The following is a 13,927-nucleotide window of genomic DNA, read 5'->3' on the forward strand; positions in this document are numbered from 1 at the left end:
CTAGACCACTATCAAGGATTCATTATCATCGTTGCACTTGACTTGAAAATTGAGGAACAAAAGATACAGCATGCTGACCAGTAATGCAATCACACCGCTAACAACTGCAAATAACAAAACGACTTTGGCTTTGGCCCAAGTATCACGTCGCTTATTGCGTTGTTTGCGCAAGGTTTCGACGTCTTTGCCTCGCATATAAGCTAAGATTTCTTGGTAGGTGTGTACATCCGCTTTTTGCTTAAAAGCTTCCAAGCGCAAAGCTGGGATAAAGGCCAATCCCCAAAGTATCGCCGTTGGCACCAAAGCCCAATACCTCGGCAAGAATAGTGACGGTCCGATCGCCAGCAACGCAGCCAGCATCAAACCCAACATCAGCTTTGCATCCCGATTTGATTTGCGGGTATCAACCACGTGTTTCATTTCTACGACATCTCCTTTAACTAATTCGTCTAAGGAGAGTTGAAATAACTGACTCAGTAACAACAGATTTTCAATGTCTGGGTAATGCCGGTCATTTTCCCAATTGGAAATGGTTTGGCGCGTCACGAATAATTTCTCCGCCAAATTATCTTGCGTCAGGCCTAGGCGTTGCCGATGAATTTGAATCTGTTTGCCGATTTGCATTTCAACTCCCCCTAGCACCACTTTGTCTCAGGATATCGACAGCTTACCACCAAAGAACTTCAAAACCACGCTAAAAGCTTTTGACAGCAAACATTTCCCGGGAAATTATTCTCTCGAATGATTAAAACGTTGAATCGCGGTACAACACACCTTTTAGGACGCTCAATCGCATCAACATCAGACAATATACTGATGGAATGTGCCACAGCTGTGCCACCCTCTGATGTTCGAACATTTCATACAAGAAAAAGAAGTACCGGTGACAAATTCAACCGATGCTTCTTTTTCTTGTGAGAAATTGGATTATTTGTGGACAATCAAAATCAGTTCACATATGCAGATTTGCACTTTAAAAGCCAGTCATATTCCAGAAAAGCTGTAAATTTAGTTTTTCGTCCCCATTATACTAACTAGCCAAAGTGCTGAGCATGATGCGACGTCAAATATCTACCCCGGGGATATCACAAAGCCGATGTAGAATAGACCGGTAATACTTATACAAAGGAAAATGAACAATGAAAACAATATATTGACGAAACTGTAGCCCCACCCTAATTGAGATTTCTTGCTAAGGAGGACAATCTGCGCTAGTAGAGCTACTATGGCCAATATAAGTAATCCGAAGAAGATAGCCTGAAGTAAAATTGGGACATGGTCCTTGTTGCTATACCAGGTGATCGCAAACAAGATAATGAAGTCAATGGTAAGTAGCAATTGATTAAGAAGGACTCGCTTCTCATTCTTCATTCTTCATCAGCTCCCTCAAGGTTAGGTCATTTATTTGCCCGACCTGTTTTTTAACCGCTTGTCCACGTTTAAATCGAACAAGTGTCGGCACAGACTTGATGGTGTATTTTTTAATTAGAAGACTGATGGATTCTCGATTATTTTTACGTTCCTTTCTTGTTTCAACGTTTAATATTGGAACTTTCTTTTGTTCAGAAAAGTTTAGTATAACTGGAAATGAAGAAATACATTCATCGCAGTCATCTCGTGAAAAATACGCAACAAATGTTTCTTTGTTGTGAATTGCTTCTTCCAATTTTGGTGCACTTACGTCTTGAATAAAATGTCCACTCTTTGCTTTGTGAACAACATGAATTACATTCGAAGATGAGCTCCTACTTTTTTCCGAAGAAGATGGCTTTACTGAACATCCTGCTAAAACGAGTAGCCACAGGAGTCCTATAACAAAAATTTCACGATGCAGTAATTTCATATTGCTGATCCTCTTAACCACAGAAAATACTAAAGGCGGTAGTCGCCACCAAGTGTTTATAAGATAATGCATTTGAACGTTGAATGATTGGCAACAGCTTCAATCCAAAATTATGGTTACATTTTTTGTTGTTCCCACCCCATACGTAGCAAGCGTCATGAGACTTGCATGCAGAATCTAGGTCATCAATAGGTTTTTTACCGTTATTTCCTTTCCCGCAATAGTTACCATAAACAAGCATGTTGATTCTTGCCATAGCAATTTTTTCGCCGCTCTTAAGGCCGTAGTATTTAATATCTTGAGCCCAAACATTATTTTCAGCGCCCATCGTTAAAATTGCATCGCTTGCTCCGCTAGATTCAGCCTTATCATAGTCGAAGAACTTGATTCCATCCACATCAACTAGGTAGTGGCTGTTGATTTAGGCCACCATATTCTCAGTGCCGGTAGTAAATTTGTACTGGAAGCGATAGGTCTGACCCTCGCTGGTCGTTGAAATGAAAATTGGTATAGCAAATACCCTCAAGAGGGTCAGCGCATTACTCAAGACTATGGCTTGATCGATCTTAACGGCTAGAGATTCAGCTGTGCGAGTGTTTACCAGATCCAATCCTACCGAGCCTTTCAGGAAGGCGAAGCGTCGCTCGATTGCGCCTCGCCGGTTTTCAGCGTCGGTATCTTGGCGTCGCTGTTTGGCGTCCACTTGCTTGGGTTTCGCCCCAAGCCTTGGCCCACAGATGGCGATGCCTAGATCTTTGCAGGTTTTCAAATTATCCCGATTGCGGTACAACGTGTCGGCCAGTACTTCGTCAGGGTATTGGCCATGCAAGTCGAAATAATGATCTAGCGTTTTTTCAAAATCCTTACTCTCATTAAAGTTAGTGAAACCAAAGCGTTCAATATCAATGATCCCCTCGCTCAATGAGGCATCGATCTTAGCACCGAACTCAGTTTTAGCTTTGGCCTTACCACGTTGAATCGGGCGGATGTACGGTTGTTGGAGACTGACAATACGGTCTTCGACATGGTGGATCTTGTGTTCATACATGTACCATTGTTGGTCAAACAAAATACGAATGACGCCGAGGCGTACCGCTTGTTTGACAGTCAACGTGGCGCCGGCATCAATGAACTCGTTGATGAACCGTAAGTCACGACGAACGTATTGAAGCTGGGCTTTGACTTGTTTGCGAATCGATTGATGCTGGCGCTTCGGATGCCGAGAAAATGCCGTCCAGACTTTCTTGGCATCACGCTTATGCATCCGTGGATTTGGTACGTCGAGTTGATGTGCCATATCGATGGCCATCTCTTCAAGGTTCTTACGAGCCTGATTAAGCAAAGACGTATCTTGGGGAAAGCGAATCTTTACCGGAATCGCTGTGGCATCAGTGATCAACACGTCAACTTTGAACGGAACCAGCGCTTGGATCTTAGCGCGCAGCCAATCGTTGATGATGTTTCGAATCAGCTCGGAAAGATCGGCGATGCGTTTACGGAAGTTACACAAGCTTGAGTAGCTGAATGGCGCTTTAGCCTGGTATTCTGAAAGCCCAATGAAGTACTGATATGCCGGCGTATCACGCACGGCGTCAACGATCCCGCGATCAGTTAGCTTCATGCGATTCTGAATCAGGCCAGCCCCGTAAAGCATCCGAAATGGCTTGGCAGCGCGCCCAGAATTCTTTGGAAATTCTAATTGGTATGCTTCATCGAGTTCCTTCCACGGGAAAACGTCGGCCAATTGTACCCACTCATTATCAGGACTGAGCGGTGTGCTCAGTCCGCAACCAAACGATTCGAAAGTGAGTTGATGAGGACTTTGACGATAAACCATGGATAAAACCTCCGAGTGAATTTCATAAATGCACGGGAATTTCCCGAAAGCCGAGAAAATCTATGTCTTTATTATAAGACAGTAACGTGTAGAATTCACTGATATCAGCGCGTATTACATTTTTAAACAGCCACTAGGTACTTATCGAGTTCGGCTAACTGCGATTTTGTCGTGTCGTCTAATTAACTGTATAACTCTTGATCTTTCGGTTGAGTTGTTGAGGCTGAAACAGTGTTACTACCAAGAAACAACATAGAAAATAAAATTAATACTGTGGAAACAATGGTAAGTAAAAAGGGAACTTTAATATTTCTATCTTGCTGTACTGTCATAGTGTTCACTCCTCCGTGATGACATAGTAATGATGCGACGGGAATTAATGTAATCGATTACAGTGACATCATACAACCGATCAAATGAAAAGTAAATAAAAAAATACAGCCACGGTTCTATTTAGTCTAAAATGGTGTATACCGTGCTCCACGGTATTAATTCGCTGTGACACTTTTATCTCGTGAAATACATATATCAAATCCGCTATCATAGTACCTGCGTGACCGCCAGTTTATTTGAGCCAATCTCACTCTAGCTTAGCAATCACATGAATTACCCGATAATTGGTTTTGATCAGATGTAGAACTCTATCCCATGAAAAATTGGGTCGCTTTTACAAACGACCCAATTATTTAACGATTATTATTTTTGCTTTATACCGTGTTGCCTTGCCACATGACTGTGCCCGTAATCATCAAAATAAGTAAGATACCCAGAACAATCGCAGGCACACGCCTCGGTTGTGAAAAAATTACGGCTTTTAGTATTTGAGCGATTAGTTAGTTGCCAACTAGCAGCTCTACAAAACAAATACTACTAATGCTATAGGCGCACCCAATCACCAACCCATTTTTGAGTTGTTTCGTTATATTTTCTTCCGTATGCATGACCGTTAATCGTTTTATAATGCCATCGAATGATTGCACTTTTGTATTCAACTTGAACTTTCTCGGAAGCACAGACATCTTGAATAGGTGAGATTGATCCGCAACCCAGTAATGCAGTAATAGTGAACACCATGAGTGTTTTTTTCATTTTTATTTCTCCTTAATTGGTAGACTTTTCATTTCTCCTGAATCTATATCATCAACTTGGCCGATATTCCTGCCGTCAATAAACAGGTAATACCTATTCTTATGATGAAGTAAGTAAGAATCTTTGTTGCGATCAAGCGTGGTGGTTCGTGCGGCGTCACTACCTTTTCGAACGTAATCTGGCTCTACTATAACGGATGTAACAAAGTATGGTACCGCAATAACCATAAGTAAGACGCCAAAATTGGTTTTTCGAATAGAATGTTCCTCTAGCAAAAAAACAATTCGTTGCTTTAATACTCCTTGCTCCGCATCAATAAACGCAGTTACTGGTTGAGCCAAGGGAACCGTTGAGTTCGATCTTTTCTTAATCAATTTTGCAACGCTGACTAAGCTGGTTAGGTACATGAAGTATTGCTGATCAGAGTACTCTTTCACAACTTGACCATCGGCTCGCAATTCAATAATGACGTTTAACTCGTTACGCAAAGCGTATATAGGAGGAAACCACCAATATACACAGGTTAATACTTGCATCATATGTTTTTGTAAAATATCGCGGTTACGAATATGCTGACACTCATGTCTAAGAATGTTTTGCAATTCATCATCAGAAAACTTGATATCTGGAAGAAATATCTTAGGACGTCTTAGCCCATACACAAAGGGTGCACAATCGGCACAAGTCACTAGTACCTCAACAGAACTTTGTAATGCTGAGGTGTAAGTTTTTCGTCCCGCAATTGATAGAGAATGAATTACTTCTCGAGATTTGTGAAGGCTTACTAGTAGGATACTCAGACGAGTAAGGGCTCCCAAAATCCATATCAAGAAAATGAAGTCAAAAACATCCACATTACAATTGTTCAATGGTGCGATATTTCCGAACTCATACATTGCCGGTAAAACTATTTTTGACGCAATTGTTCTTGTGTGAATAAATTCAAATGGTAACGCCAATCTTAAAGCTGCAATTATGACAAGTGCATATATTAAGCCAACTCTAAACGTTCGGTACACCGGACGATAATGAAGAATTATTTGAACCAAGCATATACAAACTGTTGCAGAGACGAGCGAAATGACCATTGATGAAACGGACAACTGCATACTAAGCACCTCCGTCACCTATTTATGTCTTTTTTTCGCTGTTCTATTAAAATCTCCAATTGATTAAGATCTTCGTTGGTATCACTTTCGCTAATATACTGTGCCACAATTTTTTTGAGCGCTTTGTCGGAGACTGCGGACGTCAAGTAATCTTCTTCCTGCAAAATAGGTACATATTTTCGCATCAGAGTACTACCACTCATCTCAACTGAATCCGTTTTGATCAGGTTTGATTTTAGTAATTTACGTAGAACGGCCAAAATTGTATTCATACTTATTTCCGGATCAAGTTCGCCTATTTCTTTGGCGGATAAAGAATTTTCCGAATGCCATAGTGCAGTCATCATTTGAAGCTCCCGCTTCGTCAAAAGTCGCATAGTATACCTCCCTGTTGACTATATGCCTTTATAATAAATGATTGCGCTAAAAAATCAATATAAATGCAGTGAGTGTAAAAAAAGGCAGTTGCAGCTTTCCAAAAAGGAGCAACCACAAGATTCATCAGGATTCTGATACTTATAAACTCCCACTGTATTTTTATATTGAAATCTAACTGTTCTTCACATAAACTAATCTTTGTAATCGATTACAAAAAATAGGCCAACAAACGAGGAGAGTTTCTGATGAAAAAATTTAGCTTATTGTCTAGAGTTGCTTGTGCTTGTGCAACGATGATGCTCGCTCTAACACCCCTTGCGTATAGTGGTGCGATTGTCCACGCTGATGAAAAAACAACCACGACAGACGTATCCACCGAAACATTGACCAACGATAACGATGACTCTGTGTATATTGAAGATTACACGATGACTGCTGATGAGCAAAAACTTGTAGATCAATTCGCTGAGGAAATGGAGTTTTTATATACTTATGCGTCTACAAGTGATGTGGATGGTAATATCACTTCGGTCAATCTTACCGCCATTCGTGAAAAATATGGAAACTCTGAATTTCTCGACTATTTAGAGACTAATTTTGGTCCTAATGCACTTCAAGCTCGAGGCGATTTCGCATCCTGTATGTATACTTCTTTTGCCAAAATTCTTGGATTAGATATTGTAAAACAGGTTTTTTCATCACAGGTTAAGAAGTTCCTTGCGCAAAAAGCTTGGAAGAAAGCTTCTGCTCTTATCGTACAATTGATTGGGCGTAAGCTAGGAACTACCGTGTTGAAAAAACTCGTCGCCAAGATGGTTCCGGGCGGTGTTATTGCTCAAGTAGTTTATAGTGCCGGCGTCTGTGGGATAAAGGCCATTATATAATCCGTATTCGTGGTAAAATATCTACATGAAGAAATTACAAAAATTTATTGTCCTTATCTTCCTGATTGCAGTAATTGCAGCAATACTACCGTTCGGCTATTTTATATTTGATATACTGATTTTTAAAAAGCCATTTCACGAAGCGGGCATTGATTTCTTAATCGGATTTGTATTGTTCTATATCGGGACAGTACTAGCCATTATAAAATCCCGCAAAGAATAGCTATTGATATTAACTATCTTTTCAGCTCATTTCCAATAATGGAAATGCGGACTTCATTTTGTAGAATAGTCAGATACGTATTGAGATACCGTCGATCAAGCCATTCTGCAATTGCCCGAATATCCTTGTTTTGCCAAGCGTACATTTGGATGATGTCATCCAAGTACGCTTTTTCTGTATCCTCATCACCAGCATCACGTGCCATATCAGCTTTAGCGAACATACCTTGCACTAAACCGATCTGATCAGCCAGCCCGTTGATTGAGTGATCTTGATGTTCCAGCCGTTCAGATTGCCATTTCTGCCATTCTGGGTTCTCTAGCATCAATTCGTTAGGCGTGACATTCAACGCGTCGCACAACTGCATAATCGTCTCGGCGGACGGTGTAAACACGCCACGTTCAATCTTGGAAACTGTTTGCTCAATACTTTTCAGTTTGTTTGCAAGTTCCTTTTGGGTCAGGCCTTGTTCCTTACGAATACGTTTGACGTTCAGGCCAATTTTGATTTCGATGCCTTCCGAATTTTTTTCAGACATTTTTTCTCCCCGATTCTTTGACGATTTGAGACTATTTGAAGCTATATGAAACTGTTTCAAACCATTTGAAGTCCTGTTGAGGTTTATTAAAGCATTGACAAGGTTAATTGTCAAACACTATGCGGTTGCACGTCGAACACAAACCTGCTAGAATGCAGATACAGGCTGGCAAACATCATCCTGTCATTATTCTAACACTGAAATTGATGAGGAGAAAGGAAGAAGCCCTCGCCGCCGCGCGCGGCGTGCAGCGCGAAAGCCGCTAGCACGAGCGGCGGCGGTCGGCGTTAGCCGGCCGCCACAAGCCCCCAGTATCTAATAGGGGGCAAATACAAGTAACAAGAAATCCGACGGTAGGCATAAAGCGCCTGCAGCAAGGCATTGCCGCATAGGTAGAACGCCAAATTGCTGTTAGGACGCATAGAAAGGAGCTAACATGCTCAAAGACTTAAACTTAATTGGCGGTATGACCAACAAAGATTGGCTTGATCAAGTCCACGACGAGATGCGCGACAATGGTATTACACAAGGCCAGCTCGCCGACATGGCTAATTACAGCCGGTCACACCTGAATCAACTGCTGGGTCGCAAGAAGCCACTCAACGATAAAGCACGATTAGAACTAACGTTGGCGTTACGTGCCCTGACCGGTCAGAATAATTTGGACGTCTGTATCGACTATCTCGGCGTTACCTTCAAGACGCACGACTACGAAGAATTGATTAACGAACTGTTCCAAATCAGCCCGACCCATTTCAATCTTCACGAGGGCGCTCACTACGGCTATTCAGCAAGCCTGATATGCGGTGAGATCAAGATGATGTTATCGCCTTACCAAGATGTGGATGCCGAAGGTTACAACCCGAAAGACGACAGCGGCACAATGATTGAGCTAAAAGGTCAAGGTTGTCGCTATGTCGAATCATATCTGCGCTCACAGAACCGAACTTGGTATGACTTCTTGGAGACGTGTATCAAACTTGAATGCCACTTCACTCGACTTGATTTAGCCATCAACGACCGCAACGGTTTACTAGATGTGCCAACACTAATTGAGAAGTGCGACCGTGATGAATTCAGCTCGCGCTTTCGTGGGTTCAGGGACAACCGTACTAAACAGTGGCACGCCTCTGGACGCACCCTGTACCTTGGTTCGCCACAAAGTGAAGTCAATTTCTGTATCTACGACAAGGCATTTGAGCAACATCAGAAACACCCAGAAATCGCCATTGAAGATCAGCCAATCCGTACTCGCTTTGAAGTGCGACTACGCCGCGAACGTGCCGCCACAGCGGTTGAACATCTACTAGCGACGCGTGACCCCGAGCAAGTCGTGTTCGGCATCATCAATCAGTATCTGCGTTTCTTGACGCCAAGTCATAAGCCTAGAAGTGAGTGGGCGTTAGATCCCCGTTGGGCGGCGTTCATCGGCAACAATCGGGATAAGTTGCGCCTGTCCACTAATCCAGAGCCGTTAAACTATGACCATATTACGCGATGGTTAAGAAAGCAAGTCGCACCCTCGCTCAAGATGTTGCAGTTGATTGATCAGTACAACAATACGAACGAACTCAAGGCTATCATCGACAGTGGTAAATTGACACAACGCCACTGGGACGTGATCCACCATTTTCAGCACCAACGCAACGGTATTTTGACAGATTCAAAGCAACGTGAGAAATCAAAAAAGAGCGACTACGCCGACCAAAGCAAGTAGCCACCCTTCACAGATAAGATATGGGTTCTATCTGGTTTGATTATCTCACTCCTACCAAACTTTAGGAAGTGATTTGATTGAATATTAACGTATCAGAACAGCCAGTCTTCCTGACGATGACTAGAGCTGATCTTATCAAGCTGGGATATAGTCCAGCGCAAGCAAGTCGTATCATCAAAATGGCAAAAGAGTTGTTGCTCAAACAAGGCCTTGGATGGTACGGTAAGAAAGGCGTAGACCGTGTTCCAGTGGAAGCAGTAGACGCAGTATTAGGCTTGAAACTAAGCCAACTTGAGGGTGCACCAAGTGGCCTTTCCGCAGTTAAGGAGGAACTATCTTGACTACGAAAGACCCAATTACAAAACAAGCGGACGGCACTTTTAGCTTCCGCGTAAGCTTAGGAACTGATAAACGGACGGGCAAGCGAATTCAAAAGCGTGCCCACCGCTTCAAAACGAAAACGGAGGCGAAGAAAGCAAGAGTTGCAATGTTGGCGGCTGGGGTCGCCGATGATGAGGACATCAAGAAGACTAAGTTTGGCGAATTTATGGAAGACGTGTTCAAACCTTGGTACAAAACCCAAGTGAAACCACGCACCTACCGCCAGCGATTGGTCTTGATGAACAGTGAGTATCTGACTAGGTTCAACGACATCATCATTGACCAAATTCGGCCGATTGATGTGCAACATTGGCAAGTCAGCGTACTCAAAGAGTGTAAGCAATCCTATGCGCGTACTATCAACATTATGTTAGGTCAAGTGCTAGGACGCGCTAAGGCGCTTGGTATCATCAACGAGAATCCAGTACGGGTCGTTGGCCTCATCAAAAAGAAGAAAGCGAAGATCCAATTCTGGACGCAAGCCGACTTCCAAAAGGTGCTTACTAAGACAAATACCGACACGTACACTGGCCGCTTTGATTACACGATGTTGTGGTTCATGTTCATGTCAGGCTTGCGTAGCGGTGAAGCACGGGCGTTAAAGTGGACAGACGTTGATCTCGAAGCTAAGACCGTGAGCGTCAATAAGACGATGGACTATCACAACCGCAACTGGTTTGAGACGCCAGCGCCAAAGACTGCCGCTAGCCGTCGTACCGTGGCGCTTGATGATGATACAGTGACGTGCTTAGGCGCGTGGCAGGACGCACAAGCGGCGATGGTGGATTCCGAGTGGGTATTCTCACGTGATGGGATTCCGTGCTCTGACGGGCAATTTTTGGATATTGTGGCTGCGTACAGTACACTCGCTAAGGTTCAGCGAATTACCGTACACGGCCTCCGCCACTCGCATGTGTCGCTGTTGATCAGCCTCGGTGAAAATCCACTCCAGATCAAAGAACGTCTGGGGCATGAAGACATCGAAACGACGCTCGGCACTTATGGTCATCTTTACCCCAACAGTAACTTTGAAGTCGCAAAAAAGCTCAACGGGATCTTCTCCAAGGAGGTGCCCGATGAGCCAAAATAATTTGAAAAGGGTCAAAACTGTGCCACCGTAAAATCGGTGGTGCTAGAAACGTTGATACCACGGGACAGACGCGAAATGCACGATTGTTCCCGGGAAATACTCATGCACGATTCAACGTTTGATTTTTTCGATTGCCTTGCCTTTGGCCAATTCATCAACTACTTTATCCATTTCGCGGATCTGCCGCATCAAGGGATCCTCAAGCTTTTCGACGCGGACCCCGCACACAACGCCAGTGATCAGCGTCGCTTGCGGTGACATTTTAGCTTGAGCAAAGAAATCTTGTAAAGGTAATTCGCTTGCGTGTAAAATTTCTTGCTCGTACCCTGTCAACCAGCTGAGGACGTTATCGAGTTCCGCCTGAGTTCGCCCTTTTTTGGTCACTTTTTGCAGATACAGCTGGTAAATTTTATCAAAGGGGTATTGAAAAACGCGTTCGGACATCTTGCCACCTCCAGATAATAAAGCCTTTTCATTGTTGCTTTCATCATACCGGAGCACACGGTGAATCGCAAACCACGCGCTGCAAATATATTTTGGTTTGCCGGTTGACATAGTCACTACCCGTTGATATTATGTAGCTGTACTTAGCTGCGGCAAGTAGCTGCGAGATCGTACAACTATTTTGTGTTGTCGTAGCTTCACTACCTAGCAACACAACTCAGATGAAAAGGAGTTTTCCCATGCCTGATTTCATTTCCACTATGATTCAAGACAAAAAGCGTTACAAACAATTTCTCAAAGACGTGAACGCCTTACCGGCTCCATACCCCCAAACTTTAATCGCCCTACAGAAATATTTATGGAACTTCGCCCGCTCTGGCAGCATGATCGACCCCCTCGAAGAAATCCTGAACATGTTTCAAGAATATGCAGCTGAAAATGTCCCAGTGCAACAAATCGTCGGCTCTGATCCAGTGATTTTTGCTGAAAGCATCATGGCGCAATATCCAGAAGTGCTGTGGCTGATCAAATATCAAAATCAACTGCGTCAACAAGTTCAGGAGGCAGAACAACTGTGAAAGCAATCGAAGTCAACGGCGTCACCAAACAATTCGGCGCCTTAAAAGTCCTCAAAGGCATCAACTTAACCGTTGAACAAGGCGAAATCTTTACGTTGCTCGGAGAAAACGGCGCCGGCAAAAGTACCTTGATCAATATCTTAGCGACGCTTTCGGCGCAAGACCAAGGCACGGTAAAGATCCTAGGCTTGGATCCGATCAAACAAGGCAATCAAGTCCGCCCGCTGATTGCCTTAAACGCACAAGATACCACTTTTGACGCTGAATTCTCTGGGTTAGACAATCTGAAATTGATCGCCAAGTTGCGCGGGATTCAAGATATTCCTGCCGCCATCGATCGTGTGGCGCAACAACTCGACCTCACGGAATTCTTGTCTCGTAAAGTGAAAAACTATTCCGGTGGCATGCGGCGACGCTTGGATTTGGCCATGTCACTCCTCGGTGATGCCAAAGTGATCTTCTTAGATGAACCCACCACTGGCGTCGACCCGAAAAATCGCTTGGCTTTGTGGCAAATGATCAACGCGATTCGCGATGCCGGCAAAACCGTTTTTCTCACCACCCAGTATTTAGATGAAGCCGACGCCTTGTCCGATCATATCGGGTTCATCAGCGATGGCGTGATCGTCAAATATGGCACGCCTGCTGAAATCAAACAACGTGTAACTGCCACGTACACCATGGCGATCGACGAACAGAAAGTCGCCCAAGCGCAAACCCTTTTGAATGAATCCGACATATCGTTTACTCTCACCGATGCCCAATTCAACTTACACGCAGAGATTGCCGCCAAAGCATTGACATTAATGCTTGAAAACAGCATCACTGTGTTACATTACGATCGCGATGAAGCCGATTTGGAATCCGTCTTTTTAGCGATCAATGATCAGGAGAACACTCATGCAAACTATTAAACAATTAAATGCGTTGACTGCGTGCATCGTCCGGCAAAACCTCACGAACGCTGATACCATCATCACTGTCATTGCGATGCCAATGTTTATGTTACTGTTTTTCGTTTATGTTTTAGGCGGCAATATCGCGACTGCCAGCGGTTCTAGTAGTGCCACTACCTATTTACGCTATGCACTACCAGGCTTTTTACTCCTAACGATGGCAATGGGTTCGGCTTACACCTCTTTGCGCATCAACAATGACCGCACATCCGGGTTTCTCAATCGACTGCATTCTTTGCCAATTCCACGTTGGGTGATTTTAGGCTCACATGTACTGGCTTCTTTGATCTTCATGTTGCTGGCAGAATTAGCGGTCTTTGTGGTGGGCTTGATCATGGGGTATCGCGTGCACGCAACGATCGACTCCCTCTTATTATTTGTTGGCTTGTCTGCATTGTTTGGGCTGGCGATCACCTTGTTGGCGATTCCGTTTTCGTTGAAGGCGGACAATTACGCGTCAGCTGGCGGCTTTTCTTATGTGTTGTTGATGTTGCTATTTGTCAGCTCCGCTTTGATGCCCACAAAAGGCATGGCCAAAGCGGTGCAGATTTTTGCTGATCATCAACCGATGACACCAATCGTGAACACTGCGCGCAAATTGTTGGACCACTCCGTCACGTTAAGTCACAACACGCCGATGATTGCTGGCATCTGGCTGGTGGCTGGGATGATCATCTTTGCAATTTTGTCTTATCGCGTGTACGCGAAAATGTACTTAACCAAATAATCCAAAAAACGCCGACTTCGCTGTGAAGTCGGCGTTTTCCGTTAAATAGTTTTGATGATCGGCAATCGGCGCAAATTTGGCGCTACAATTTTTGGAGTTGATAGACATCTTGTCTGTTGGCTCCTTTTTCTAT

At 43.8% G+C, this 13,927-nt stretch carries 17 protein-coding genes; 7 read left to right on the forward strand and 10 right to left on the reverse strand.

Translation table 11 applies throughout. The features are described 5' to 3' along the window. The 8 genes from FD01_RS00220 to FD01_RS00255 form a co-directional block, all read right to left on the reverse strand. Positions 1-624: a helix-turn-helix transcriptional regulator gene (locus FD01_RS00220; protein WP_056962214.1), complete on the reverse strand. Its 624-nt coding sequence runs from the start codon at positions 622-624 to the stop codon at positions 1-3. A gap of 736 nt (positions 625-1,360) precedes the next feature. Then, the gene (locus FD01_RS00230; protein ID WP_056962215.1) at positions 1,361-1,843 is read right to left on the reverse strand and encodes a thioredoxin family protein; all 483 of its coding nucleotides are present in this window, start codon (positions 1,841-1,843) and stop codon (positions 1,361-1,363) included. Between the two features lie 13 nt (positions 1,844-1,856). Beyond that, a complete protein-coding gene (locus FD01_RS00235) occupies positions 1,857-2,240 on the reverse strand; it encodes a phospholipase A2 family protein (RefSeq protein WP_056962216.1) in 384 nt (127 codons plus the stop codon). Positions 2,241-2,264: 24 nt separating this feature from the next. Further along, positions 2,265-3,680, reverse strand: coding sequence for an IS5 family transposase (locus FD01_RS00240; RefSeq protein WP_056962217.1), 1,416 nt, complete (start codon positions 3,678-3,680; stop codon positions 2,265-2,267). Between the two features lie 182 nt (positions 3,681-3,862). After that, entirely contained in the window at positions 3,863-4,012 is a 150-nt protein-coding gene (locus FD01_RS15925; protein WP_156647250.1) for a hypothetical protein, read from the reverse strand. A gap of 544 nt (positions 4,013-4,556) precedes the next feature. Then, positions 4,557-4,769 (reverse strand): hypothetical protein, encoded by a 213-nt coding sequence (locus FD01_RS00245; protein ID WP_054718075.1) that lies wholly within the window; start codon positions 4,767-4,769, stop codon positions 4,557-4,559. A 2-nt stretch (positions 4,770-4,771) separates the two neighbouring features. Next, entirely contained in the window at positions 4,772-5,878 is a 1,107-nt protein-coding gene (locus FD01_RS00250) for a M56 family metallopeptidase (protein ID WP_054718073.1), read from the reverse strand. A gap of 14 nt (positions 5,879-5,892) precedes the next feature. Beyond that, the gene (locus FD01_RS00255) at positions 5,893-6,255 is read right to left on the reverse strand and encodes a BlaI/MecI/CopY family transcriptional regulator (protein WP_056962218.1); all 363 of its coding nucleotides are present in this window, start codon (positions 6,253-6,255) and stop codon (positions 5,893-5,895) included. 246 nt (positions 6,256-6,501) lie between these two features. Between FD01_RS00255 and FD01_RS00260 the strand changes: the two genes are divergently transcribed. Beyond that, on the forward strand, positions 6,502-7,140 hold the full coding sequence (locus FD01_RS00260) for a hypothetical protein (RefSeq protein WP_056962219.1): 639 nt from the start codon (positions 6,502-6,504) through the stop codon (positions 7,138-7,140). A 236-nt stretch (positions 7,141-7,376) separates the two neighbouring features. Here the strand turns inward: FD01_RS00260 and FD01_RS00270 are convergent, their stop codons facing one another. Beyond that, positions 7,377-7,901, reverse strand: a complete 525-nt coding sequence (locus tag FD01_RS00270; RefSeq protein ID WP_054718060.1) for a helix-turn-helix domain-containing protein — start codon at positions 7,899-7,901, stop codon at positions 7,377-7,379. A 436-nt stretch (positions 7,902-8,337) separates the two neighbouring features. Here FD01_RS00270 and FD01_RS00275 point away from each other — a divergent pair, with 436 nt between their 5' ends. The 3 genes from FD01_RS00275 to FD01_RS00285 all read left to right on the forward strand — a co-directional run bounded on the left by FD01_RS00275 (position 8,338) and on the right by FD01_RS00285 (position 11,089). After that, complete coding sequence (locus tag FD01_RS00275) at positions 8,338-9,618, forward strand: replication initiation factor domain-containing protein (protein ID WP_056962220.1); 1,281 nt, start codon at positions 8,338-8,340, stop codon at positions 9,616-9,618. A gap of 77 nt (positions 9,619-9,695) precedes the next feature. After that, positions 9,696-9,959, forward strand: a complete 264-nt coding sequence (locus tag FD01_RS00280) for a DUF3173 family protein (protein ID WP_225436211.1) — start codon at positions 9,696-9,698, stop codon at positions 9,957-9,959. Then, entirely contained in the window at positions 9,956-11,089 is a 1,134-nt protein-coding gene (locus FD01_RS00285; protein WP_056962221.1) for a tyrosine-type recombinase/integrase, read from the forward strand. The genes FD01_RS00280 and FD01_RS00285 overlap by 4 nt, the downstream gene beginning before the upstream one ends. Before the next feature lie 111 nt (positions 11,090-11,200). Here the strand turns inward: FD01_RS00285 and FD01_RS00290 are convergent, their stop codons facing one another. Next, a complete protein-coding gene (locus FD01_RS00290; RefSeq protein ID WP_054718087.1) occupies positions 11,201-11,533 on the reverse strand; it encodes a DUF2200 family protein in 333 nt (110 codons plus the stop codon). Between the two features lie 239 nt (positions 11,534-11,772). Between FD01_RS00290 and FD01_RS00295 the strand changes: the two genes are divergently transcribed. From FD01_RS00295 to FD01_RS00305, 3 genes are read left to right on the forward strand one after another with little or no spacing between them, the layout of a single operon-like run. Then, positions 11,773-12,111, forward strand: coding sequence for a DUF1048 domain-containing protein (locus FD01_RS00295; RefSeq protein WP_054718056.1), 339 nt, complete (start codon positions 11,773-11,775; stop codon positions 12,109-12,111). Then, the gene (locus FD01_RS00300; RefSeq protein ID WP_054718053.1) at positions 12,108-13,025 is read left to right on the forward strand and encodes an ABC transporter ATP-binding protein; all 918 of its coding nucleotides are present in this window, start codon (positions 12,108-12,110) and stop codon (positions 13,023-13,025) included. The genes FD01_RS00295 and FD01_RS00300 overlap by 4 nt, the downstream gene beginning before the upstream one ends. Beyond that, entirely contained in the window at positions 13,012-13,794 is a 783-nt protein-coding gene (locus tag FD01_RS00305; RefSeq protein ID WP_054718050.1) for an ABC transporter permease, read from the forward strand. The genes FD01_RS00300 and FD01_RS00305 overlap by 14 nt, the downstream gene beginning before the upstream one ends. Positions 13,795-13,927 lie beyond the last annotated feature (133 nt).

Origin of the sequence: Lacticaseibacillus manihotivorans DSM 13343 = JCM 12514, assembly GCF_001435035.1 — a bacterium.
GTDB classification, from domain to species: Bacteria; Bacillota; Bacilli; order Lactobacillales; family Lactobacillaceae; genus Lacticaseibacillus; species Lacticaseibacillus manihotivorans.